General features: G+C 72.6%; 16 protein-coding genes. 15 read left to right on the forward strand and 1 reads right to left on the reverse strand.

What is annotated here, in order from left to right; translation table 11 throughout:
- Positions 1 to 6 precede the first annotated feature (6 nt).
- From ACFYXA_RS02465 to ACFYXA_RS02505, 9 genes are all read left to right on the forward strand, one after another.
- Positions 7 to 270 carry a helix-turn-helix domain-containing protein gene (locus ACFYXA_RS02465; RefSeq protein ID WP_389027582.1) on the forward strand — a complete coding sequence of 88 codons (264 nt, stop codon included), beginning with the start codon at positions 7 to 9 and terminating at the stop codon, positions 268 to 270.
- A 180-nt stretch (positions 271 to 450) separates the two neighbouring features.
- A complete protein-coding gene (locus ACFYXA_RS02470; RefSeq protein WP_389027584.1) occupies positions 451 to 2,076 on the forward strand; it encodes a hypothetical protein in 1,626 nt (541 codons plus the stop codon).
- A gap of 278 nt (positions 2,077 to 2,354) precedes the next feature.
- Positions 2,355 to 3,197, forward strand: coding sequence for a nitrilase-related carbon-nitrogen hydrolase (locus tag ACFYXA_RS02475; RefSeq protein ID WP_351335961.1), 843 nt, complete (start codon positions 2,355 to 2,357; stop codon positions 3,195 to 3,197).
- Positions 3,194 to 4,480 (forward strand): aspartate aminotransferase family protein, encoded by a 1,287-nt coding sequence (locus ACFYXA_RS02480; protein ID WP_389027586.1) that lies wholly within the window; start codon positions 3,194 to 3,196, stop codon positions 4,478 to 4,480. The genes ACFYXA_RS02475 and ACFYXA_RS02480 overlap by 4 nt, the downstream gene beginning before the upstream one ends.
- Positions 4,481 to 4,549: 69 nt before the next feature.
- Complete coding sequence (locus tag ACFYXA_RS02485) at positions 4,550 to 6,130, forward strand: PucR family transcriptional regulator (RefSeq protein ID WP_352249884.1); 1,581 nt, start codon at positions 4,550 to 4,552, stop codon at positions 6,128 to 6,130.
- 185 nt (positions 6,131 to 6,315) lie between these two features.
- Positions 6,316 to 7,158 (forward strand): nitrilase-related carbon-nitrogen hydrolase, encoded by an 843-nt coding sequence (locus tag ACFYXA_RS02490; protein ID WP_352249803.1) that lies wholly within the window; start codon positions 6,316 to 6,318, stop codon positions 7,156 to 7,158.
- A 138-nt stretch (positions 7,159 to 7,296) separates the two neighbouring features.
- Positions 7,297 to 8,700 (forward strand): dihydropyrimidinase, encoded by a 1,404-nt coding sequence (gene hydA, locus ACFYXA_RS02495; protein WP_389027588.1) that lies wholly within the window; start codon positions 7,297 to 7,299, stop codon positions 8,698 to 8,700.
- A gap of 11 nt (positions 8,701 to 8,711) precedes the next feature.
- Positions 8,712 to 9,731 (forward strand): TIGR03842 family LLM class F420-dependent oxidoreductase, encoded by a 1,020-nt coding sequence (locus ACFYXA_RS02500; protein ID WP_352249807.1) that lies wholly within the window; start codon positions 8,712 to 8,714, stop codon positions 9,729 to 9,731.
- 151 nt (positions 9,732 to 9,882) lie between these two features.
- The gene (locus ACFYXA_RS02505) at positions 9,883 to 11,412 is read left to right on the forward strand and encodes an NCS1 family nucleobase:cation symporter-1 (RefSeq protein WP_352249809.1); all 1,530 of its coding nucleotides are present in this window, start codon (positions 9,883 to 9,885) and stop codon (positions 11,410 to 11,412) included.
- A gap of 42 nt (positions 11,413 to 11,454) precedes the next feature.
- Here the strand turns inward: ACFYXA_RS02505 and ACFYXA_RS02510 are convergent, their stop codons facing one another.
- Positions 11,455 to 12,123, reverse strand: coding sequence for a hypothetical protein (locus ACFYXA_RS02510; protein ID WP_352249811.1), 669 nt, complete (start codon positions 12,121 to 12,123; stop codon positions 11,455 to 11,457).
- 196 nt (positions 12,124 to 12,319) lie between these two features.
- Between ACFYXA_RS02510 and ACFYXA_RS02515 the strand changes: the two genes are divergently transcribed.
- The 6 genes from ACFYXA_RS02515 (at position 12,320) to ACFYXA_RS02540 (ending at position 25,757) form a co-directional block, all read left to right on the forward strand.
- Complete coding sequence (locus ACFYXA_RS02515) at positions 12,320 to 14,146, forward strand: gamma-glutamyltransferase (protein ID WP_352249813.1); 1,827 nt, start codon at positions 12,320 to 12,322, stop codon at positions 14,144 to 14,146.
- Between the two features lie 119 nt (positions 14,147 to 14,265).
- On the forward strand, positions 14,266 to 15,138 hold the full coding sequence (locus tag ACFYXA_RS02520; protein WP_352249815.1) for an inositol monophosphatase family protein: 873 nt from the start codon (positions 14,266 to 14,268) through the stop codon (positions 15,136 to 15,138).
- Between the two features lie 120 nt (positions 15,139 to 15,258).
- The gene (locus tag ACFYXA_RS02525) at positions 15,259 to 16,671 is read left to right on the forward strand and encodes an NAD(P)/FAD-dependent oxidoreductase (RefSeq protein WP_352249886.1); all 1,413 of its coding nucleotides are present in this window, start codon (positions 15,259 to 15,261) and stop codon (positions 16,669 to 16,671) included.
- Positions 16,672 to 16,741: 70 nt separating this feature from the next.
- The gene (locus ACFYXA_RS02530) at positions 16,742 to 17,251 is read left to right on the forward strand and encodes an O-acetyl-ADP-ribose deacetylase (RefSeq protein ID WP_352249817.1); all 510 of its coding nucleotides are present in this window, start codon (positions 16,742 to 16,744) and stop codon (positions 17,249 to 17,251) included.
- Positions 17,252 to 17,516: 265 nt separating this feature from the next.
- A complete protein-coding gene (locus ACFYXA_RS02535) occupies positions 17,517 to 21,635 on the forward strand; it encodes a molybdopterin-dependent oxidoreductase (RefSeq protein ID WP_389029015.1) in 4,119 nt (1,372 codons plus the stop codon).
- 192 nt (positions 21,636 to 21,827) lie between these two features.
- On the forward strand, positions 21,828 to 25,757 hold the full coding sequence (locus ACFYXA_RS02540; protein WP_389027594.1) for a glycoside hydrolase family 2 TIM barrel-domain containing protein: 3,930 nt from the start codon (positions 21,828 to 21,830) through the stop codon (positions 25,755 to 25,757).
- The last annotated feature ends 51 nt before the right edge of the window (positions 25,758 to 25,808 follow it).

Below are 25,808 nucleotides of genomic sequence, written 5' to 3' on the forward strand. Positions count from 1 at the left end.
GGCGTCATGGTGCGCACCCCGTTGACCCCCGAAGAGCGCGAGCGCGGCGAGCGCCTCGGCAGACTGCTCCGTGAAGCCCGCGGCGACCGGAGCATGGCCGAGGTCGCCGCGAACGCCGGCGTCTCCGCCGAGACCCTCCGCAAGATCGAGACCGGCCGGGCCCCCACCCCGGCCTTCTTCACGGTCTCCGCCCTCGCCCGGGCGCTCGGCCTGTCGATGGACGAGCTGGCCGACCGCTGCGCACTGGCGGGCGTCGGGCCGCTGGGGTGAGCGGTCGGGCGTCCGCGGTCGCGCGTCAGTGATGTGATTCAGGCCGTCGAGGGCGTGCCATTCGGTCAAGATCGGGCAATAGGCCCGCCGCGTCCGTGTCGAAAGGTCACCGTAGCCCCGCTGTAACACAACTGGTGTTCTCTACGGATCGGAGTTCTCCGGTCGGGCGGGAGTCGAGCGATGGCTTGGGATCAGCTCCCGTCGCAGATGCGGGAGTTCGCGCACTACCTGGACGGTCTGCTGACGCGCCTCGACCAGGGCTCCGGCTGGTGCGCCGTCTTCTGGCAGCGCGACCCGCACGGTATGCGGGCCTGCCTCGCAGGCGCCGAGGTGCCGCCCTGGGACGTCGTCGAGGCCCTGCTCCAGGACCTCGCCGCCGAGTACGGCACCGACGTGGCCGCCCGGGACGCGGAACAGGCGCGGCCGCTGCACGCCGCCGCCGTCGCCGCCCACGACGCCCGCCCCGGCGGCCGGGACGCCCTCGGCGACCGGCTCGACGCCATGCTCCGCGAGCAGCGCCACACCGCCGAGCGGCAGGCCGAGATCAGCCGCCGACTGGCCTCCGCCGGCACCGAGGAGGAGGTCGACGGCCTCCGCCTCGACCTGGCCTGGGCCCAGGACGACCACGAACGAGCCACCGCCCGCTGCGCCGAACTAAGCCACCGCCTCGCCGAGCTGGACCGCCGCACGGCTGCCCCGCAGGACCAGGGGCCGTCCCGCCTGATCCGCCCGCGTGCGAGCGTGGGACCCGCGGAAGCCTCCGCACGGCCGACGGAGCCCGCCGGGTACGACCACACCGCCGGGTACCACCCCACCGTCCCCGCGGAGGAGGCCGGCCACGGCCGACAGGGCCACGCGCCCGACGCGGGCTACGGCACCTGGCCCGGCCCCGCCGAGACTGCCCGGGCCGAAGAGACGCCGACGGCCGACGCCCCCTACGCCCCCGCCCATGACGAGGCCGCCGTCCCCGTCCCCAAGCAGCGCAGACGCCGGCGGGGCAGTGCCCGGTTCGCCGGGATGACCGAGGGAGAGGACACCGCTCCCGTCGTGGTGCCGCCCACGGCCGAGCCGCCGATCCCCGCGCCCACGCCCGTACCCGAGACCGGCACCGGAACCGGGATCCCCTCGCCCCGCACCCCGCGGGGCGCCCGCTTCGCCGGTGCCGCAGCCGAAGCGCACCCGATGCGGGAGCCCCTCCAGCCCCCTGGGACCGAGCCGCCGGCGAGGCCCGCCACAGCCGACGCGCCACCGGAGGGGCAAGCGCCGGACCACACGGGGCCGCGGCACCCCGAGCACGCCGAAGTGGTGGAGCGGCTCGTGCGGCTGCGCGGCGAGGGCCGCAGCGGTGAGGCGCACGCGCTCCTCGTGGAGCTGGCGTACGGCCCAGCGGCCCGCATCCCGCTGCTCGCGGCCGGCTTCGAGTACGCCGGGCTGAACGCCGACTGGGCGACCCTGCTGTGGGAGGCGGCCTCGCTGCCCGCCGAACGGCTGGTGGCCGTGGCGGACGCCCTGACCGAGGCGGGGCGCGCGGCCGACGGGGAGCAGGTCCTGCGGCAGGGCGTCGTACGGCCGGCCGAGGAGGTCGGCAAGGCGGTCAGCGTGCTGACGGCGCAGTCGCGCCGCCGCGAGGCGCAGGCGCTGCTCGACGCGTTCGTCCGGGTCCGCACCCCCGAGGACGTCGCCCGCGGCGCGGAACCGGAGCCGCACCTTCTCGTCCCGCTGCTGATGGAGGCCGCCCGGGCCGTCTCGAAGGACCGCCGCCGCGACGTCAAGAACGCCCTCAAGGCGGCCGGCTTCACCCCGTGAGCCGACCGAAGGCCGAGAGAAGGCGGGCCACGCGGGTGCCGAACCGGGCCGGGCCCCGGTCCCGCCCGCCCCCGCGACAGCGCCCCGTCCGGCAGCGCCCCACCCGCAGCCCTGTACGCCGTACGCCCCGCCGCTCGCCCACAGGGGTGAAACGCGATCGACACCGCGGGTTGACGGCGATGGTCTTGGCAAGCCTGTCCCGGAGGCTTACGTTCGTCCCTCTACGGCCATCGTCTACGGGTGTAGAGGCTCTGACGTTCCCGTCGAAGGAGCAGCTCATGGCCAACGTCGTACGTGCCGCTCTGGTCCAGGCCACCTGGACCGGCGACACCGAGTCCATGGTGGCGAAACACGAGGAGCATGCCCGCGAGGCGGCCCGGCAGGGCGCGAAGATCATCGGGTTCCAGGAGGTCTTCAACGCCCCCTACTTCTGCCAGGTCCAGGAACCGGAGCACTACCGCTGGGCCGAGCCGGTCCCCGACGGCCCGACCGTGAGCCGTATGCGGGAGCTGGCCCGCGAGACGGGAATGGTGATCGTCGTCCCGGTCTTCGAGATCGAGCAGTCCGGTTTCTACTACAACACCGCGGCCGTGATCGACGCCGACGGCTCCTACCTCGGCAAGTACCGCAAGCACCACATCCCGCAGGTCAAGGGCTTCTGGGAGAAGTACTACTTCAAACCCGGCAACGTCGGCTGGCCCGTCTTCGACACCGCCGTCGGCAGGGTCGGCGTCTACATCTGCTACGACCGCCACTTCCCGGAGGGCTGGCGGCAGCTCGGCCTGAACGGCGCCCAGCTGGTCTACAACCCGTCGGCCACCCACCGCGGCCTGTCCTCCCACCTCTGGCAGCTGGAACAGCCCGCCGCGGCCGTCGCCAACGAGTACTTCGTCGCCGCGATCAACCGGGTCGGCGTGGAGGAGTACGGGGACAACGACTTCTACGGCACGTCCTACTTCGTCGACCCGCGCGGCCAGTTCGTCGGCGAGGTCGGCAGCGACCGGGACGAGGAACTCCTCGTCCGCGACCTCGACTTCGACCTCGTCGAGCAGGTGCGGCAGACGTGGGCCTTCTACCGCGACCGCCGTCCCGACGCCTACGAAGGGCTGGTGCGGCCATGAGCGGCGAACTGTACGACCGCCACCGCAGGGTCATGCCGGACTGGCTCGCCCTGTACTACGACGACCCGCTGGAGATCACGCACGGCGAGGGCCGTCACGTCTGGGACGCCGACGGGAGGCGGTACCTCGACTTCTTCGGCGGCATCCTCACGACGATGACCGCGCACGCCCTGCCCGAGGTGACCAAGGCGGTGAGCGAGCAGGCGGGACGGATCATCCACTCCTCCACGCTCTACCTCAACCGCCCCATGGTCGAACTGGCCGAGCGGGTCGCCCAGTTGAGCGGCATCCCGGACGCCCGCGTCTTCTTCACCACCTCCGGCACCGAGGCCAACGACACCGCGTTGCTGCTGGCGACGACGTACCGGCGCAGCAACACCGTCCTGGCGATGCGCAACAGCTACCACGGCCGCTCCTTCAGCGCGGTCGGCATCACCGGCAACCGCGGCTGGTCCCCGACCTCCCTGTCCCCGCTCCAGACGCTGTACGTCCACGGCGGCGTGCGCACCCGCGGCCCGTACGCCGACCTGGGCGACGCCGACTTCATCGCGGCCTGCGTCGAGGACCTGCGGGACCTGCTCGGACACACCCGCGCGCCCGCCGCACTGATCGCCGAGCCGATCCAGGGGGTCGGCGGCTTCACCTCCCCTCCGGACGGGCTCTACGCGGCGTTCCGCGAAGTGCTGGACGCCCACGGGACCCTGTGGATCGCCGACGAGGTGCAGACGGGCTGGGGCCGCACCGGCGAGCACTTCTGGGGCTGGCAGGCGCACGGCAGCAACGGCCCGCCGGACATCGTGACCTTCGCCAAGGGCATCGGCAACGGCATGTCGATCGGCGGCGTCGTCGCCCGCGCCGAGATCATGAACTGCCTGGACGCCAACAGCATCTCCACCTTCGGCGGCACCCAGGTCACCATGGCGGCCGGCCTCGCCAACCTCTCCTACCTGCTGGAGCACGACCTCCAGGGCAACGCCCGGCGGGTCGGCGGGCTGCTCATCGAACGGCTGCGGGCCGTCACCGCCCAGGACCCCGGCGTACGGGAGGTGCGCGGGCGCGGGCTGATGATCGGCGTCGAGCTGACCAGGCCCGGCACCGACCGGGCCGACCCGGACCGGGCGGCGGCCGTGCTGGCGGCGGCCCGCGCGGGCGGCCTGCTCGTCGGCAAGGGCGGCGGACACGACACCAGCGCCCTGCGCGTCGCGCCGCCGCTGTCCCTGACCGTCGCCGAGGCCGAGGAGGGCGCCGCGATCCTCGACGGCGCGCTCCGGAGCACCCGGTGACGGCGACGTGAGTGAGCGGACGAGCAAGGGAACACCGTCATGACGACCGTCTTCGACTACCGGGGGCCCATGGAGCCCTTCGAGCCGCCGAAGTCCCCCGAGCCCCTGCGGCCGGCACTGACGGTCCGTCAAGTGCTCTCCTTGGAGCGGGTGTCGGCCGGTGAGCCCGAGGTGGTGGCCGGCTCCGCCCAGCTCGACCGCCCCGTGCGCTGGGTGCACGTCGCCGAGGCGGCCGACGTCGGCGTGATGCTCAGCGGCGGAGAGATGGTGCTCACCACCGGCGTGCTGCTCGCCGGCGACGAGGACGCCCAGGCCGACTACGTCCGCTCCCTGCACCGTGCCGAGGCCGCCGCCGTCGTCCTCGGCCTCGGACGGGCCTTCCCGGCCACCCCGGACGCGATGCGCCGCGCCGCCGAGCGGTGCGGGCTGCCGATGATCGTCCTGCACCGGCCCTTCCCCTTCGCCGAACTCACCGAAGAGGTCCAGTCCCGGCTCGTGCGGAGCAAGTTCGCCGCCGTGAGCCTGTCCGAGGCGGTGCGCACCGCCCTCACAGGCCTCATCACCGCCGGCGCCCCGCTGCAGAGCCTCCTCGACGAGATCGCCCACCACACCGGCTGCCCCGTCGTCGTCACCAACCTCGCCCACCGCGTCCTCGCCACCGCCGGAGAACGGGCCGCGGTCGACGACGTACTGCGCGACTGGGAGCGCATCGCCCGCCAGGCCGGCGGCACCGAGGGCGACGGCTGGATCCGCGCCGAACTCGGCGGGCGCGGCGAACGGTGGGGGCAGATCATGCTGTGCGGCTACCGCGGCGACACCGCCGGCGGACGGCTGCTCGCCGACCGGGCCGCCGAGGCCCTCGTCCTGCACCGCATGCTCGGCGGCGCCACCGCCCACACCTGGGAGGAGCAGTCCGCGCAGGGCCTCCTCACCGACCTGGTCTCCGGCGTCGTACCCGCCCGCCAACTGCTGCCCCGCGCCCGCGCGGCCGGACTGCCGGTCAACCGGCGCACCTTCGTCCCGCTCGTCGTCCGCGACGCGGGCGCGGGCCGGCTCGAAAGGCTGCTGCGCCTGCTCGGCCTGTCCGGCCTGGTCGCCGAGCTCACCGACGACGCCACCGCCGTCCTGCTCAGCCTCGCCCGCGACCAGGACGCCGAGGCGCTCGCCGCCCACTTCGCCGCCCGGCTGCGCACCGAGACGGGGGAGCCCCGCACCGTCGTCGCCGCGGCCTCCCCGCGGACCGCCTGGGACGACGTGCCCGCGGGCCTGCGCGAGGCCCGGCACGTCGCGGACGCCGTCGCCGGCTCCTCGGCCGCCCTCGACCTCCCGGCCGTCGTCCGGCTGAGGGACGTCCATCTGCGGGGCCTCATACGCCTGTTGCGCGACGACCCGCATGTGCAGTCCTTCGCCGAACGCGAGCTGGACGGGCTGCTGTGCGCGGCAGGCGAGGACCTGCTCGCCGTCCTGCGCACCTACCTGGCCACCGGCCGCAACAAGTCCCGCACCGCCCAGCTCCACCATGTCTCCCGGCCCGCGCTGTACCGCCGGCTGGAGGCGATAGAGAGCCGGCTCGGTGTGGACCTCGACGACTTCGAACAGGCGGCGTCCGTGCACATCGCGCTCCTCGCGCATGACGCGCAACAAGCCTGAAACCCCTGACGACCTGGGAAAACGGTTGTGAAACATGGACCGAGGAACACGTGACACGGTGGCACGCCGCACACCCGCAGACGTGACACGGTGCAACTCAAAGCCCGGATGCGCGCTTCCTACGCTCCTGGGGCAGACGTCGGAGCCGGCGTCCGCCCCAGCACACCGAGCGACCGGAGGTCCCGATGAGCCGAGTGATCCGTGCCGCCGTCTTCCAGACCGCGTGGACCGGCGACAAGGAATCGATGATCCAGGTGCACGAGCAGGCGGTGCGCGACGCGGCCGCCCAGGGTGCGAAGGTCCTGTGCTTCCAGGAACTGTTCTACGGACCGTACTTCTGCCAGGTCCAGGACCCCGCGTTCTACGAGTACGCCGAGCGCGTCCCGGACGGCCCGATCGTGCGCCGTTTCCAGGAGCTCGCCCGCGAACACGGCATCGTCCTGGTGCTGCCGATGTACGAGGAGGAGCAGCCCGGCGTCCTCTACAACACGGCGGCCGTGATCGACGCCGACGGCACCTACCTCGGCAAGTACCGCAAGCACCACATCCCGCAGGTCAAGGGCTTCTGGGAGAAGTTCTACTTCAAGCCCGGCAACGCCGGCTGGCCCGTCTTCGACACCGCCGTCGGCAGGATCGGCGTCTACATCTGCTACGACCGCCACTTCCCGGAGGGCTGGCGCGCCCTGGGCCTGGCGGGCGCCGAGATCGTCTTCAACCCGTCGGCGACCTCACGCGGCCTGTCCGCCTACCTCTGGCAGCTGGAGCAGCCGGCGGCGGCCGTCGCCAACGAGTACTTCGTCGGCGCGATCAACCGGGTCGGCGTGGAGGAGCTCGGCGACAACGACTTCTACGGCACCTCCTACTTCGTCGACCCCGAGGCCCAGTTCGTGGGCGAGGTGGCGAGCGACAAGGAACCCGAACTCGTCGTCCGCGACCTGGACATGGCCAAGCTGCGCGAGGTGCGCGACCGCTGGCAGTTCTACCGCGACCGCCGCCCGGACGCGTACGAGCCGCTGACGGCTCCGTGACCCAGGCGGTGACCCGCGCTTCGTGAAGGGCGCAGCCCTTCAGGGGCGCGGGGCCCCGCCCGACACGCGGCTTCCGCCGCGTGAGCGCCACCGGCCCACGACGACCCGCACACGACCACAACCCAGCGGAGTCAACCCATGAGCAGCCGTACCGTCATCCGGAACGGTCTCGTCGTCACCGCGTCCGACGAGATCCACGCCGACGTCCTGATCGAGGACGGCCGGATCGCCGCCCTCGCCGCCTCCGGCACCCCGGCCGCCGAGGCCTGGACCGCCGAGCGGAGCATCGACGCCACCGGGAAGTACGTCATCCCGGGCGGGGTCGACGTCCACACCCACATGGAGCTGCCGTTCGGCGGCACCTTCGCCTCCGACACCTTCGAGACCGGCACCCGGGCCGCCGCCTGGGGCGGCACCACCACCATCGTCGACTTCGCCGTGCAGAGCGTCGGCCACACCCTGCGCGAGGGCCTGGACGCCTGGCACGCCAAGGCCGAGGGCAACTGCGCGATCGACTACGGCTTCCACATGATCGTCTCCGACGTGAACGAGGAGACGCTCAAGGAGATGGACCTGCTGGTGGAGGAGGGCGTCACCTCCTTCAAGCAGTTCATGGCGTACCCCGGCGTCTTCTACAGCGACGACGGGCAGATCCTGCGCGCCATGCAGCGTTCCGCCGACAACGGCGGCCTGATCATGATGCACGCCGAGAACGGCATCGCGATCGACGTCCTGGTGGAGCAGGCGCTCGCCCGCGGCGAGACCGACCCCCGCTACCACGGCGAGGTCCGCAAGGCCCTGCTGGAGGCCGAGGCCACCCACCGGGCCATCAGGCTCGCCCAGGTCGCGGGCGCGCCCCTGTACGTCGTGCACGTCTCGGCGATGGAGGCGGTCGCCGAACTGGCGCGGGCGCGCGACGAGGGCCTGAACGTCTTCGGCGAGACCTGCCCGCAGTACCTGTTCCTGTCCACGGACAACCTCGCCGAACCCGGCTTCGAGGGCGCCAAGTACGTCTGCTCCACCCCGCTGCGCCCCCGGGAGCACCAGGCCAAGCTGTGGCAGGGCCTGCGGACCAACGACCTCCAGGTGGTCTCCACCGACCACTGCCCCTTCTGCTTCGTGGGCCAGAAGGAGCTGGGCCGGGGCGACTTCTCCAAGATCCCCAACGGCCTGCCGGGCGTGGAGAACCGGATGGACCTGCTCCACCAGGCCGTCGTCGACGGGCGCATCTCCCGCCGACGCTGGATCGAGATCGCCTGCGCCACGCCGGCCCGCATGTTCGGCATGTACCCGAAGAAGGGCACCGTCGCCCCGGGCGCGGACGCCGACATCGTCGTCTACGACCCGCACGCCGAGCAGATCGTCTCCGCCGAGACCCACCACATGAACGTCGACTACTCGGCGTACGAGGGCAGGCGGATCACCGGCCGCGTCGAGACGGTCCTGTCGCGGGGCGAACCCGTCATCACCGAGCGGGAGTTCACCGGACGCGCCGGTCACGGCGTCTACACCCCGCGCTCGACCTGTCAGTACCTCAACTAGGGAGCGGCGCCATGGACTTCGGACTCGTCCTGCAGACGGATCCGCCGGCCTCGAAGGTCATCGACCTGATGCGGCGGGCCGAGAACAACGGCTTCACCCACGGCTGGACCTTCGACTCCGCCGTGCTCTGGCAGGAGCCGTTCGTGATCTACAGTCAGATCCTCGCCAACACGAGCAGGTTGAGGGTCGGCCCGATGGTCACCAACCCGGGCACCCGCACCTGGGAGGTCACCGCCTCCACCTTCGCCACCCTCAACGACATGTTCGGCAACCGCACGGTGTGCGGCATCGGCCGGGGCGACTCCGCGATGCGCGTCGCCGGGCGCACCCCCAACACCCTCGCCCGGATCAGCGCCGCGATGAAGGTCATCAGGGCTCTCGGCTCGGGCCAGGAGGCCGACCTCGGCGGGACCGTCGTCAGGTTCCCCTGGATCGGGGAAGGCGCCGAACTCCCCGTCTGGATGGCCGCCTACGGCCCCAAGGCGCTGAAGATGACCGGCGAGGAGGCCGACGGCTTCATCCTCCAGCTCGCCGACCTCTACCTCACCGAGTACATGGTGAAAGCCGTCAAGGACGCCGCCGTCGCCGCCGGCCGCGACCCGTCCGAGGTGACGATCTGCGTCGCCGCCCCGGCCTACGTCACCGACGACGACTCGCCCGAGGCCCTCGCCCACGCCCGCGACCAGTGCCGCTGGTTCGGCGGCATGGTCGGCAACCACGTCGCCGACCTGGTGTCCAAGTACGGCGAGCACTCCGCCCAGGTCCCGGAGGAACTCACCGACTACATCAAGTCCCGCCAGGGGTACGACTACTCCCACCACGGCCGCAGCGGCAACCCCGACACCGAGTTCGTCCCCGACGAGATCGTCGACCGGTTCTGCCTGATCGGCACCGCCGAGCGGCACATCGAGAAACTCCGGGCACTGCGCGAGCTGGGCGTGGACCAGTTCGCCCTCTACGACATGCACGACGCGCAGGAGAAGGTCATCGACGCCTACGGCGCCACGGTCATCCCCGCGATCAACGCCTGACCCGCAGCCCCGGAGCCGGGCTTCCCGACCCCGGAGCCGGGCTCCCCGACCCCCCACCCCAGTTCTCCCCTCCCCGCCGCGCAAGGCGGGGAGGGGGCCGAAAGACCCGCACGGCCTTTCCGGATCCACCTCTCGTTTGATTGGCCTGCCCATGACCGACACCGCTCCCACGGCCATACCCCCGACCGCCCAAGTCACCCGCGCCGACGGCCGGGTGGAGATCGCCCCCGGTTCGCCGCAGCCCAGCGGCCCCTACGCCAACGCGGACCTGCTGCCGGTCCCCGTCGACAAGCGCACCTGGACCACGTACAACTTCTCCGCGCTCTGGGTGGGCATGGCCCACAACACGGCGTCATGGACGCTCGCCTCCGGTCTGATCGCCGTCGGCATGGACTGGAAGCAGGCGGTGTTCACCATCGCGCTGGCCAACGTGATCGTGTTGGTCCCGATGCTGCTCACCGGGCACGCTGGACCCAAGTACGGCATTCCCTTCCCGGTCTTCGCCCGCGCCTCCTTCGGCATCCGCGGCGCCAACCTTCCCGCCGTCGTGCGGGCGTTGGTGGCGTGCGGATGGTTCGGCATCCAGACCTGGATCGGCGGCGAGGCGATCTACTTCCTCGCCGGCAAACTCATCGGGAACGGCTGGAGCGACGCCGGGAAGATCGGCGGGTACGCCTGGACGATGTGGCTGTCGTTCGCGATCTTCTGGGCGATCCAGGTCGCGATCATCTACCGGGGCATGGAGACGATCCGCCGCTTCGAGAACTGGGCCGCGCCCTTCGTCCTCGTCGGCGCGCTCGTCATGCTGGTCTGGATGAGCGACAAGGCCGGCGGCTTCGGCCCGCTGCTCGACCAGCCCTCCAAGCTCGGCTGGGGCGGAGACTTCTGGAAACTGTTCTGGCCGTCGCTCATGGGCATGATCGGCTTCTGGTCCACGCTGTCGCTGAACATCCCCGACTTCACCCGCTACGGCAAGTCCCAGAAGGCGCAGACCTGGGGACAGGCGCTCGGCCTGCCCACCACCATGACGTTGTTCGCGCTGCTGTCGGTGATGGTCACCTCCGGCTCGCAGGCGGTCTACGGCGAGACCATCTGGGACCCGGTCCAGCTCGCCGCCAAGACGGACAACGCCGTCGGCCTGCTCTTCGCGCTGGTCACGGTGCTGGTGGCGACCCTGTCGGTCAACATCGCCGCGAACCTCGTCTCACCGGCGTTCGACTTCTCCAACATCGCGCCCCGGAAGATCAGTTTCCGGACCGGCGCCCTCGCCACCTGCGTCCTCGGCGTGCTGATCTTCCCGTGGAAGCTGTACTCCGACCCGCAGGGCTACATCTTCACCTGGCTCGGCCTGGTCGGCGGACTGCTCGGCACCGTCGCCGGCATCCTCATCGCCGACTACTGGATCCTGCGCCGCGGCCGGCTCGACCTGAGCGACCTGTACCGCACGGGCGGACGGTACTGGTACGACGGCGGCTGGAACTGGCGGGCGGTCGTCGCCTTCGTCGTCGGCGGTGTCCTCGCCGTCGGCGGCGCCAGCTTCGAACCGCTCATCGACGGCCGGCCCGTCCCCGCCCTGGAGCCGCTCGCCGACTACGGCTGGGCGGTGGGCCTGGGTACCTCGATGGCGCTCTACGTCGCCCTGATGCTGCTGAGCGGAAGGCGCGAGCAGACCACCGCCTGAGCCGCCGCCCCGACCGCGAACGAGCGGGCCGGCTCGAGGAGTTCAGCTCTTCGCGCCGGCCCGCAACGCGGCCACCGCTTCCTTCGCCGCCTTGATCGCACCCTTGTTGATCTCGTCCGTGCCGGGCGCCTTCTGCGTCTCGAAGTCGCTGCCGTTGTACGTCACGACCACCAGCGCGTTGGCCACCCGGGCGAACACCGTGCCCTCACGGGTCTGCTGCTTGTCCTCGGTGGCCAGGTTGACCACCGAATACCCCTCGTCGCCGAGCCCCGGCACCGCCCCGCCGCCGCTCTTGTCCCCGACCCGCTCCTTGTACGAGGCCTGCGCCGCCTCGTCCGAGTCCATCAGCTCGAACGAGACGTCGAGCCAGCGGTAGTCGTAGCCCTTGAGGGCGTTCCAGGAGCAGGTGCGGCGCAGCGTGGTGTCGGTGGAGGGGATCTCCTTGCCCTCCGCCTTCGCCCCCGGCACCAGCGAGGCGACGGTCTTCGCGGCCACCCCCGCGCAGGGCGCGGGCGCGGAGGCGTACGTCTTCGACACCGCCGTGGAGGACGGCGCGCTCTGCGACCGCGAGGGGGGCTTCTGCGTCGTTGCGGCGTCGGTGCTCTGCGCCGAGGTGAGCGGACCGGAGGTCAACGCCCAGCCCGCGCAGGCGAGCACGGCCACGGGGGAGATGCGCGCGGTGAGCGCGAGCGGCAGGGGCAGAGAACGCACGGCGCTCTTTCGTCAGGACGAGGCGGACGCGGCCCGCGATACGGACGGGTACGCCAGTGTCACATGACTGCCCGCCCGGCGAAAGAGCGAACGCTCAGCGCACGGCGACAGTGACACAACCCTCACACGGGCCCCGCTCCGATCGCACCGCATCCGTACGATCGCGGGACGGACCGCCGTGCAGTGAGGAGCCCCCTTGTTCACCACCCGCCCCACCCTCCAGGGCACCTTCGGCATGGTCTCGTCCACTCACTGGCTGGCCTCGCAGTCGGCCATGGCCGTGCTGGAGGACGGGGGCAACGCCTACGACGCCGCCGTGGCCGGGGCGTTCGTGCTGCATGTCGTCGAGCCGCATCTCAACGGGCCCGCCGGCGAAGTGCCGATCCTGCTGGCGCCGGCCGGCGGTGAGGTGCGGGTGCTGTGCGGGCAGGGCGTCGCGCCCGCCGGGGCGACGGCCGCGCACTACAAGGCGCTCGGCCTGGACCTCGTCCCCGGCACCGGACCGCTCGCCGCCGCCGTCCCCGGCGCGTTCGACGCCTGGATGCTCCTGCTGCGCGACCACGGCACCAAGTCCCTCGCCGACGTGCTGAAGTACGCCGTCGGGTACGCCGAGGACGGCCACCCGCCCGTGGAGAACCTCGGCGCGACCGTCGAGACCGTACGCGAGCTGTTCGAGACGGAATGGACCTCCTCCGCCGAGGTGTACCTCCCCGGCGGACAAGCACCCCGACCCGGCCGGCTGTTCCGCAACCCCGCCCTGGCGGCCACCTGGCGGCGGCTGCTCGCCGAGACCGAGGGCGCCGGCGACCGAGAGGCCCGGATCGAGGCCGCGCGGCAGGTGTGGCGCACCGGGTTCGTCGCGGACGCGCTGGTCCGCCAGGCGCGCCGCCCCACCCTGGACACCAGCGGCGCCCACCACACCGGCACCCTCACCGCCGACGACCTCGCCGCCTGGTCCGCGACGTACGAGGCGCCGGCGACGTACGACTGGAACGGCTGGACCGTGTGCAAGGCCGGCCCGTGGAGCCAGGGACCCGCCCTCCTCCAGCAACTCGCCCTCCTCCCGCCCGAACTGCCCCCCTACGGCTCCGCCGACTACGTCCACCTGCTCGTCGAGGGCTGCAAGCTCGCCATGGCCGACCGCGAGGCCTGGTACGGCGACGCGGCCGGCGTCCCGCTCGCCGAACTGCTCTCGGACTCCTACAACGCCGGGCGGCGCGCTCTCGTCGCCGACAAGGCGTCGTACGAGCTGCGGCCCGGCGCACCCGGCGGGCGCGTGCCCCGACTGAGCGAGCACGCGTGCGTGGTCCTGTCCGACGAGCCCGGCTTCAGCCCGATGGGCGTCGGCGAGCCGACCGTCGCCAAGGCGCCGTCCTCGCCCGTGCCGGGCGAACCCGAGGTCGACGGGCAAGGGCTGACCCGCGGCGACACCTGCCACCTCGACGTCGTCGACCGCTGGGGCAACATGGTCGCCGCCACCCCCAGCGGGGGCTGGCTCCAGTCCAACCCGGTCGTGCCCGAGCTGGGCTTCCCGCTGGGCACCCGGCTGCAGATGACATGGCTGACCGAGGGCCTGCCGAACACCCTCACACCGGGCCGCCGTCCCCGCACCACCCTCACCCCCACCATCGCCCTGCGCGACGGCGTCCCGGCGCTGGCCTTCGGCACGCCCGGCGGCGACCAGCAGGACCAGTGGCAGCTGCACTTCCTGCTCGCCGTCGCCCTCCGCACGCGCGTGCGCGGCGGCCTCGACCTCCAGGGCGCGATCGACGCGCCGAACTGGCACAACGACTCCTTCCCGGGCTCGTTCTACCCGCGCGGCATGCGCCCCGGCAGCCTCACCGTCGAGTCCCGCATGCCCGCGGAGGTCGTCGAGGAGCTGCGCCGGCGCGGCCACGACGTGACCGTCGGCGCCGCATGGTCGGAGGGCCGCCTCTGCGTGGTCGCCCGCGACCCGCGGACCGGGATCCTGTCGGCGGCGGCGAACCCGCGCGGCGCGCAGGGCTACGCCGTGGGCCGGTGAACTGGGCCGTTGAAGGGGCTGCCGAAGGGGGACCGGCGCGAGCCCCTTCTTCATCCGGATTCCACCCGGTGTGCACCGCCCCGGCGGGGATTGTCAGTGGGGCGTGCTCTCATGGAGGCATGATCGAAGACATGGAAACCATCGACGAGTTTCTCGCCCGCCGTTCGGCCGACGTGGAGGAAGCCGTCCGCAAGGCCGCCGCGGCCGAGATCATGCCCCGCTTCCGGCAGCTCGCCGCGCACGAGATCGACCAGAAGAACGGCCCGCACGACCTCGTCACCGACGCCGACCGCAACGCCGAGCTGTACCTCACCGACGCCCTCGGCGCCCTGCTGCCCGGCTCGGTCGTCGTCGGCGAGGAGGCGGTCCACGCCAACCCGGCGACGTACGAGGCGATACGCGGCGACGCCTTCGTCTGGATCGTCGACCCGGTCGACGGCACACGGCAGTTCGTCCACGGCGACGACGGCTTCTGCACGCTGGTCGCCCTCGCCCGCCACGGCGTCGTGCTCGCCTCCTGGACGTACGCCCCCGCCCTCGACCGGCTCGCCACCGCCGTACGCGGCGGCGGGGCCTTCCTCGACGGGCAGCGGCTCTTCGCCGGCCCGCCCACGCCCGGCCGTGAACTGGACGTGGCCACCTCCCACCCCGACTACACCACCGACGAGCAGAAGCGCTCCCTGCTCGGGCTGTGGACGGACGGCGTCGCCCCGCGCCCCTGCGGCTCGGCCGGCCTGGAGTACCTCGCCATCGCCCGGGGCGAGCTGGACGCCACCGCCTTCTCCTGGGAGGCGGCCTGGGACCACGCGGCGGGACTGCTGCTGGTCGAGGAGGCCGGCGGCGCCCATCTCACGCTCGGCGGCGAGCCGTTCCGCATCACCGGCGGCAACAGCCTGCCGTTCACGGCGGCCCGCGACGCGGCGACCGCGCGACGCGTGCGGGAACTGCTCACCGGAGGCGGCGCTGAGTCGCCGGGCGGCCTTCCCGCGTAACAAGAGGCCGGAAGCCGCCGGTGCCGGGGCGCCGGAGGACACCGCCGCGTCGGCCGTGTCAGACCCCCGGCATATCCTGAACCCGGAGGCCACCGGCTGACGAAGGGGTCCGAAGTGCCGATGCTTGACGTGGTCGTGGTGGGGGCGGGACCGAACGGTCTGACCGCCGCCGTGGAGCTGGCGAGGCGCGGCTTCTCCGTGGCCCTCTTCGAAGCCAAGGACACGGTGGGCGGCGGCGCCCGCACCGAGGAACTCACCCTCCCCGGATTCCGTCACGACCCCTGCTCCGCCGCGCACCCCCTCGCCGTCAACTCGCCCGCCTTCCGCGCCCTGCCCCTGGAGCGCTACGGCCTGCGCTGGCTGCACTCCGAACTGGCCATGGCGCATCCGTTCCCCGACGGCAGCGCCGCCGTGCTGTCCCGCTCGGTCTCCGAGACCGCGGCCTCCTTCGGGCCGCGCGACGCGGGCGCGTACCGCAGGCTGGTCGAACCGTTCCTGCCCCGATGGGACACCCTCGTCCGGGACTTCATGTCCCTGCCGCTGACCGCCCTGCCCCGCGACCCGGTCACCCTGGCCCGCTTCGGACTGGCCGGCCTGCCCCCCTCCACCTGGCTCACCCGGCGCTTCCGCGACGAGCCCGCCAAGACCCTTTTCGCCGGTCTGGTCGCCCACGTCATGGCCCCGCTCGGCGGCTTCGCCACCAGCGCGGTGGGCCTGGTCTTCGCCCTCGCCGCGCACGCCCGCGGCTGGCCGGTGGCCCGTGGCGGCTCCCAGGCCCTCTCCGACGCCCTCGCCGGCTACCTCACCGACCTGGGCGGCGCCATCCACACCGACTACGAGGTCAAGCGCCTCGACGACCTGCCCCCGGCCCGCGCCTACGTCTTCGACACCTCGCCCACCGCCCTCGCCCGCATCGCCGGCCTCGGCCGCTTCTACGAGCGCTACAAGTACGGCCCCGGCGTCTTCAAGATCGACTACGCGCTGGACGGTCCGGTCCCCTGGACCGCCCCGGAGGCCAGGGCCGCCACCACGGTCCAGATCGGCGCGGACAGCGCGGAGATCGGCGCCGCCCTGCGCGCCGCCTCCCGGGAGGGCCGCCCGCCCACGCGCCCCTTCATGATCACCGTGCAGCCCGGCGTCGTCGACCCCACCCGCGCCCCGGCCGGCAAGCAGGTCTTCTGGGCGTACGCCCATGTGCCGGGCGGCTGGACCGGCGACCTCACCGAGGTGATGGAACGCCAACTGGAGCGCTTCGCGCCGGACTTCCGCGACCGCGTCCTGGCCCGGGCCGTCGCCGGCCCCGCCGAGATCGCCGCCCGCAACGCCAACTACGTCGGCGGCGACATCGGTTCGGGCGCCGCCTCGGGACTGCAGCTCCTGCTGCGCCCCCGACTGTCCCTGTCCCCGTACTCCACCCCGCACCCGGCCGTCTTCATCTGCTCCTCGGCCACCCCGCCCGGGCCGGGCGTCCACGGCATGTCCGGGCACAACGCGGCGAAGGCGGTCTGGCGCAGGCTGCGGCAGGAGCCGTGATCCGCCGGCCCGGGCGACGGACCCGCGCCGCCGCTCCCAGGGCACCCGCCGATGAAAGGAAGCGTGAGCCATGACCGCCATCACCTTCGTGCAGGGCGACATCACCCGGCAGTCCGTGGACGCCGTGGTCAACGCGGCCAACTCCTCGCTGCTCGGCGGTGGAGGAGTGGACGGCGCCATCCACCGGCGCGGCGGCCCCGCCATCCTCGAAGCGTGCCGCGCCCTGCGCGCGTCCCACTACGGCAAGGGCCTGCCCACCGGCCGCGCCGTCGCCACCACCGCCGGCGCGCTCGACGCACGCTGGGTGATCCACACCGTCGGCCCGGTGTACAGCCCCACCGAGGACCGCTCGGAGCTGCTGGCCTCCTGCTACCGGGAGTCGCTGCGGGTCGCCGACGAACTCGGCGCCCGCACGGTCGCGTTCCCCGCCGTCTCCGCCGGCGTCTACGGCTGGCCGATGGACGACGCCGCCCGGATCGCCGTGGACACGGTGCGAACCATGGACACGGCGGTCGAGGAGGCCAGGTTCGTCCTCTTCGACGAGCGGGCGTACGCCGCGTTCACCGCGCGTCTCGACTGAGCGAGGCCGGTGCCGCCTCCTCCCCCCGGGGCGGCTCCCTGCTCACACCCGCCCGCCCCCCGCTGTGCGCCGGGCTTAACCCCTGGCCGCCGGTCCGGGAGACACCTGCGTAATGCGCGGTTCGTACGGTCGCCGAAGGCTCGCAGAGGCTTTTATCAGGCCGACCGTCAGACAGAAGGGGGCGCCCGTGGCCGTGCCGGACCCGCGGACCGACAGCGCGACGAAGGTGCGCACGGTCTGCTCGTACTGCGGCGTCGGCTGCGGCATGGTCCTCGACGTCGGCCGCGGACCGGACGGACGCCGCACGGTCCTCAAGGCGACGGGCGACAAGGAGCATCCCGCCAACCGCGGCCGGCTCTGCACCAAGGGCGCGACCACCGCCGACATGCTCGCCGCGCCCGGCCGGCTCACCACCGCCCTCGTCCGCGCCGACCGCGGGGAGGAACCGGGGCCCGCGCCCGTGGACGCGGCCGTCGCCGAGACGGCCCGCCGGCTGCGCGCGATCGTCGACGAGTACGGCCCCGACGCGGTCGCCCTCTACGTCTCCGGGCAGATGAGCCTCGAAGCGCAGTATCTGGCGAACAAGCTGGTCAAGGGCTATCTGCGCAGCAACCAGATCGAGTCGAACTCCCGGCTGTGCATGGCGAGCGCCGGCACCGGCTACAAGCTCTCGCTCGGCGCCGACGGCCCGCCCGGCTCGTACGAGGACCTGGATAAGGCGGACGTCTTCCTCGTCATCGGCTCCAACATGGCCGACTGCCACCCGATCCTCTTCCTGCGGCTGATGGACCGGGTGAAGGCGGGCGCCAAGCTGATCGTCGTCGACCCGCGCCGCACCGCGACCGCCGCGAAGGCGGACCTGTTCCTCCAGGTCAACCCGGGTACGGACCTCGCCCTGCTCAACGGCCTGCTGCACCTGCTGCACGAGAACGGCCACACCGACCCCGAGTTCGTCGCCGCCCACACCGAGGGCTGGGAGGCGATGCCGGAGTTCCTCGCCGACTACCCGCCCGCCACCGTCGCCCGCATCACCGGTGTCCCGGAGGAAGCCCTGCGCGAGGCGGCCCGGCTGATCGGCGAGGCGGGGGAGTGGACCAGCTGCTGGACGATGGGCCTCAACCAGTCCACCCACGGCACCTGGAACACCAACGCCCTGGTCAACCTGCATCTCGCCACCGGCAAGATCTGCCGCCCGGGCAGCGGCCCCTTCTCCCTCACCGGCCAGCCGAACGCGATGGGCGGGCGGGAGATGGGCTACATGGGCCCCGGGCTCCCCGGCCAGCGGTCCGTGCTCGTCGACGCCGACCGCGCCTTCGTCGAGGAGCGGTGGGGGCTGCCGCCGGGCACGATCCGCGCCGACGGCGTCGGCAAGGGCACGGTGGAGATGTTCCGGAAGATGGCCGACGGCGAGATCAAGGCCTGCTGGATCATCTGCACCAACCCGGTCGCCTCCGTCGCCCACCGCAAGACGGTCATCGAGGGACTGGAGGCCGCCGAGTTCGTCGTCACCCAGGACGTCTTCGCCGACACCGAGACCAACGCCTACGCCGACGTGGTCCTGCCGGGCGCGCTGTGGACCGAGACCGAGGGCGTCCTCATCAACAGCGAGCGCAACCTCACCCTCGCCCGCCCCGCCGCCGACCCGCCCGGCGAGGCCCGCGCCGACTGGCGTCTCATCGCCGAGGTCGCGAGGGCGATGGGGTACGAGGACGGCTTCCGCCATGACAGCGCGGAGGAGGTCTTCGAGGAGATCAAGCGGTTCCACAACCCGCAGACCGGTTACGACCTGCGCGGAGTCTCCTACGACCGGCTGCGCGCCGCCCCGGTGCAGTGGCCCGCCGCCGACCCCGAGGGCCCCGACCGCAACCCGATCCGCTACGTCGCCGCCGACGGCTCCCTCACCTTCGCCACCCCGAGCGGCCGTGCCGTCTTCCACGCCCGTCCGCACGTCCCGCCGGCCGAGATGCCGGACGAGGACTACCCGTTCGTGCTGAACACCGGCCGCCTCCAGCACCAGTGGCACACCCTGACCAAGACCGCCAAGGTGGCCAAGCTCAACAAGCTCGACCCCGGCCCGTTCGTCGAGGTGCACCCGCAGGACGCGGCCGGGCTCGGCGTCGCCGACGGCGACTCCGTCGAGGTCGCCTCACGGCGCGGGCGCGCCGTGCTGCCCGCCGTGGTCACCGACCGGGTGCTGCCCGGCTCCTGCTTCGCGCCGTTCCACTGGAACGACCTGTTCGGCGAGTACCTCAGCGTCAACGCCGTGACCAGCGACGCCGTCGACCCGCTGTCCTTCCAGCCCGAGCTGAAGGTGTGCGCGGTGGCGCTGACGAAGGTGTCGACGCCGGTGAGCGTGCAGACACCGGGGGGTGCGCTCGCATCGAGCGGCGTGGGGCCCTCGGCGAACGGAATCACGCCGGCGGGGCCGCAGCCGCCCGACGCGGGCGGCGCGCTCGCCGCCCCGGCCGCCGTGCGGCCCGAGGCCGCCGCCGTCTTCGGCCTGGAGCCGAGTCCGCCCCCGGTCCTCACGGCGCGCGAACGGCAGTACCTCGTGGGCTTCCTCGCCGGCATCCCGGCCGGCGCCCCCGGCGTCCCCGTCCTGCCCCCGGACGCACCCTTCAGCCTCGAGCACGCCCTGTGGGTCAACGGCACCCTCGCCGGGCTGTACTCCCGCAGCACCGCGGAGCCCCGGCCGGCTCCCGGCCGCAGCGTCGTGATCCTGTGGGCCTCCCAGACCGGCAACGCCGAGGACTTCGCCGCCGCCACCGCCCGGCGGCTCACCGACGGCGGCCACGCGGCCTCCCTCGTCGCCATGGACGAGGCCGACCCCGCCGCGCTCCCCGGAGACGCCGACCTGCTGCTGATCACCAGCACGTTCGGCGACGGCGACGCCCCCGACAACGGGGCCGGGTTCTGGGACGGCCTGGCCGCGCCCGACGCGGGACGCCTGGAGGGGCGGCGCTACGCCGTCCTCGCCTTCGGCGACTCCTCCTACGACGACTTCTGCGGGCACGGCCGCCGCCTCGACGACCGGCTGGGCGAACTGGGCGCCGTACGGCTCGCCCCCCGCACCGACTGCGAACCCGACTACGAGAGCGAGGCGGAGGCCTGGCTCGACCATGTGCTCACCGCGCTGAAGGAGAACGCGGAACCTGCGCCCGCACCGCCCCCGCCTGCGCGCCACCCCTCGGGCATCCGTGCCGCCGCCGCGCCCGCCCCCACCGTGCCCCCGCCGGCGGCGCCCGCCCCGGCCCGCTCCAAGCGCCCCGCCCCCGTCACCGCCCGCCTCGTCGGGAACCGGCTGCTGAGCCTGCCGGGCTCCGGCAAGGAGGTGCGCCGCTTCACCTTCGACACCCGCGACAACGACACCCCGCTCGGCTACGAGGCGGGCGACGCCCTCGGCGTGCACCCCCTCAACTCCCCGGACCTGGTGGCGGAGTGGCTGGCCGTGACCGGTCTCGACGCCGACGCCCCCGTCGAGGTGAGCGGGGCCGGCGAGGTCCCCCTCGGTGAAGCGCTGCTGCGCCATCTCGACATCACCCGCATCACTCCCGCCCTGCTGCGCTTCACCGCCGAGCGCACCCGGGACCCGCGCGAGCTGCGCAAGCTGCTGCGCCCGGACAACAAGGGGGAGTTGGCGAAGTGGTCCTGGGGCCGGCAGGCCGTCGACGTGGCCGCGGAGTTCGGCGTCCGGGCCGGGCCGCAGGAGTGGGCGGGGACGCTGGGACGCCTCCAGCCGCGCCTGTACTCCATCTCCTCCAGCCCGGCGGCCGACCCGCACCTGGTCTCCCTCACGGTCTCCGTGGTGCGCTACGAGAACCTGGCCGGCCGCCCCCGCCAGGGCGTCTGCTCGCCGTTCCTCGCCGACGCCGAGCCCGGCGCGCAGGTGCCGGTGCACGTGCAGCGCGCCCCGTCCTTCCGTCCGCCCGCCGACCCGGCCACGCCCATGGTGATGGTAGGGCCCGGCACCGGTGTCGCGCCCTTCGTGGGCTTCCTGGAAGAGCGCCGGGCCCGCGGCCACCACGCCCCCAACTGGCTGTTCTTCGGCGAGCAGCACCGGGCGACGGACTTCTACTACGAAGAGGAGCTGACCGCCCTGCGCGCCGACGGCGTCCTCAGCCGTCTGGACACCGCCTTCTCCCGTGACCAGCGCGCCAAGGTCTATGTGCAGGACCGGATGCGCGAGCACGGCTCGCAGCTGTGGTCCTGGCTGCGGGACGGCGCCCACTTCTACGTCTGCGGCGACGCCTCCCGCATGGCCAAGGACGTCGACCGGGCCCTGCACGACATCGCCGTGGTGCACGGCGGCCTGGGCGAGGACGAGGCGGCGGCGTACGTCAAGCGGCTCGCGTCCGACAAACGGTATGTGCGGGACGTCTACTGAGGAAGCACGCACCGGGGGCGGGAGGGGCAAGGCGGACCCGCCGTGGCGGGTGTCAAGAGATGTTGCGCCGAACTAAGTTGATAATCAGCCAACACGGCGTGGCCCTGTTCGTTTTTTCAACACTAACGGACAAGATCTGACGCACCCTCGTCCCGTGCAGCCGCACGGTTCGTCCCGTGGAAGGTCATGGTCATGTCGCAGCCGCACGTGTCGTCCATGGACCGGCAGAACCGCCCCCAGCGGGCCGTCGTCAGCCGCCGTCGTCTCCTCGAAGGGTCCGCCGCCGTCCTGGGCGCGTTCGCCCTGTCCGGGCCGGCCGTCGGCCACCCGGCCGCGGCCGCGGAAACGGCCCCCGGCGCCGCCGCGACCCCCGAGTGGAACGGGCACATCGACGTCTTCCGCCTCGGCGCCGAGCCCCCGCACACCACGCTCATGCCGTACGCCACCGTCCCCCAGGCGCTGGCCGCCGACCGCACCGACTCCCCCCACCGGATCAGCCTCGACGGCACATGGCGGTTCGCCTGCTCCGACAGCCCCGACGACCGGGACGCCGACTTCTTCCGCACCGACCTCGACGACCGGGACTGGGACTCCATCCCCGTCCCCTCCGCCTGGCAACTGCACGGCTACGACCGCCCGATCTACATCAACATCACCTACCCGTGGTGGGGCCCCAACGGCCTGGGCGAGGAGGCGCAGCCGCCGGCCGCCCCCACCCTGTACAACCCCGTCGGCCAGTACCGCCGCACGTTCAACGTCCCCCGCGACTGGACGACGGGACGACGCACCTTCCTCCACTTCGAAGGCGTCAAGTCCGCCCACTACGTATGGATCAACGGGGAGTTGGTCGGCTACCACGAGGACTCCTACGACCCCGCCGAGTACGACATCACCGAGCACCTCAAGCCGGGGTCCAACCAGATCGCGGTCGAGGTCTACCGCTACTCCGACGGCGACTGGCTGGAGGACCAGGACATGATCCGGCTGAGCGGCATCTTCCGCTCGGTCTACCTCTACTCCACACCCGCCGTGCACCTGCGGGACTTCCGGCTGGACACCCCGCTCAGCGACGACTACCGCGCCGCCGAACTGTCGGTCACCGCGAGCGTGCGGGACTACGGAGGCCAGGGCGCCGGCCGCTACTCGGTGGAGACCCAGCTGTACGACGCGGGCGGACACCCGGTGTGGCCCCGGCCGTTGCAGCAGAGCGTCACGCTCGGCGCCGGCGGGGAGAGCACCGTACAGGCCGCGAAGGCCGTGCCCGCGCCGCGTCTGTGGTCCGCCGAACACCCCGAGCTGTACACCGCGGTGCTCCAACTGCGCGACCCGGCGGGCCAGGTGATCGAGACCCTGTCCCACCGGGTCGGCCTGCGGGAGTTCGCGCTCCGGGACGGGCTGATGCGCATCAACGGCCGACCCGTCTCCCTCCGGGGCACCAACCGGCACGAGATGCACCCGGTCCGCGGCTCGGCCCTCACCCGCGCCGACATGGTCCAGGACATCGAGATCATCAAGCGGCTGAACATCAACTCCGTGCGCACCTCGCACTACCCCAACAACCCCGTCTGGCTCGAACTCGCCGACGAGTACGGCCTGTACCTCGTGGACGAGACCAACCTCGAGACCCACGGCATCCGCGGCGAGTACCCCGGCAACCACCCCGAGTGGACCGCCGCCTGCGTGGCCCGCGCCCAGAACATGGTCCACCGCGACAAGAACCACGCCTCGGTCGTCATCTGGTCGCTCGGCAACGAGGCGGGCGGCGGCACCACCTTCAACGCCATGCACGACTGGATCAGCTCCTACGACACCACCCGCGTCATCCAGTACGAGGGCGACGACCGCCCCGGGATCAGCGACATCCGCTCCGAGATGTACGACAGCCCCTCCCGCGTCGAGGCACGGGCCAAGGACACCTCGGACACCCGGCCCTACGTCATGATCGAGTACTCCCACGCCATGGGTAACTCCAGCGGCAACTTCAAGAAGTACTGGGACCTCGTCCGCCGCTACCCCGTGCTCCAGGGCGGCTGGATCTGGGACTTCGTAGACCAGGCCCTCAGCTGGCCCGCCCCGCACCGCAAGCTGCTCACCGAGTCGGGCCCCGCCGCGCTGCGCGGCGAGGTCATCGCGCCCAGCGGCTCCTTCAGCCGGGACAAGGGCGTTTCCGGCGGCACCGTCTTCGCCCGTGACGCCGGCCTCGACCTCACCGGGTCCCTCACCCTGGAAGCCTGGATCACCCCGCACGTGACCGGCTACCACCAGCCGATCATCGCCAAGGGCGACACCCAGTACGCGCTGAAGCAGACCAACCGGACCCTGGAGTTCTTCATCCACGGCGGCGGCCAGTGGGTCACCGCGAGCTGGGCGCTCCCCGACGACTGGACCGGCCGCGAACACCACGTCGCGGGCGTCTTCGACGCGACCGCGGGCACCGTCACCCTCCACGTCGACGGCGTGGCCCGGGCCACCCGCAGCACCACCCGCAGGCCCGACAACAACACCGCCTCGCTCTCCCTGGCCACCGACGTCGACAACCCCACCCGCGAGTTCAGCGGCACCGTCCGGCGGGCCCGCGTCTACGCCCGCCCGCTCAGCGCCGCCGAACTGGCCTCCGAGAGCCGCGGCCCCGGCGACGACGGAGTGCGCTTCTGGTTCGACGCCGCCACCGTCGGGCTCACCGAGAAGCGGTCCCGCGACAAGACGTTCTACGCCTACGGCGGCGACTGGGGCGACAACCCCAACGACGGAGCCTTCTCCGGCGACGGCATCGTCACCGCCGACCGCGGACTCACCGGCAAGTCCGCCGAGGTCAAGCGGATCTACCAGGCGGTCGGCGTGGCGCCGGCGGCCGGCGGGCGGCTCGCCCAGGGAGCGCCGGTCACCCTCACCAACGAGTACCTCTTCACCGACCTCCGCGAGTTCGACGGGAGTTGGGAACTCGTCTGCGACGGCAAGGCGGTCCAGCAGGGGAAGCTGAGCCGCGACCAGCTGGACGTCCCGCCGCTGTCGAGCAGCCACGTCACCGTGCCCTTCACCCTGCCGGCCGCCCCCGCCCCGGGCGCCGAGTACTTCCTGAACCTGTCCTTCACCACCCGGGAGGACACGAAGTGGGCGAAGGCCGGCTTCGAGGTGGCCCGGCAACAGCTCGCCGTCGACGCCGGCAGCCCCGCCGTCACGCCCGTGCCGCTGGACAGCGTCCCGGCGCTCCGCTTCCGGGAGGACGAGACGTCGGTCACCGTCACCGGCGAGGACTTCTCGCTCACCGTCGACAAGAAGGCCGGCGTCATCACGAGGTACCGGGCCGGCGGCGAGAAGCTCATCACCTCCGGGCCGGTCCCCAACTTCTGGCGCGCCCCCACCGACAACGACCGGGGCAACGGCCAGCACACCCGCAACCAGACCTGGCGCGACGCCGGCGCACGGCGCGAGGTGACCGGCGTCAGCGTGCGGGCGCTGCGCGACCGGGCCGTCGAGATCAAGGTCGCCGGCACCCTGCCGACGACGACGCGATCGACGTACACCACCACCTACACCGTGTTCGGCAACGGCGAGATCAAGGTCGACAACACCCTGCACCCGGGGGCGGCCTCCCTGCCGTACATCCCCGAGGTCGGCACCCTGCTGTTCCTCCCGGACCGCCTGGAGCGGATCCACTACTACGGCCGCGGCCCCGAGGAGAACCACTGGGACCGCAACGACGCCACCGACGTCGGCCTGTACTCGGGCACCGTCACCGGACAGTGGACCCCCTACCTGCGCCCGCAGGAGAACGGCAACAAGACCGACGTCCGCTGGATCGCCCTCACCGACCGCGACGGCGCCGGCCTGCTCGTCTCCGGCGAACCGCTCCTGGAGGTCAACGCCTCCCACTTCACCCCCGAGGACCTCTCGGTGGGCGCCCGCCACGACTTCCAGCTCACCCCGCGCAAGGAGGTCGTCCTGCGCCTGAACCACCGCCAGATGGGAGTCGGCGGCGACAACAGCTGGGGCGCCCACACCCACGACGAGTACAAGCTCTTCGCCGACCGCGACTACTCGTACACCTATCGGCTGCGCCCCCTGAACCGCACCACCGATGCCACACAGACCTCCCGCAGGCCCACGGCGACCACCGAGTAGCATCCCACCGGCTCCACGTCACGGGCACGGCCGGCACCCGGCGGCCGTGCC

The organism is Streptomyces sp. NPDC002566, from assembly GCF_042889585.1.
Lineage (GTDB): Bacteria > Actinomycetota > Actinomycetes > Streptomycetales > Streptomycetaceae > Streptomyces.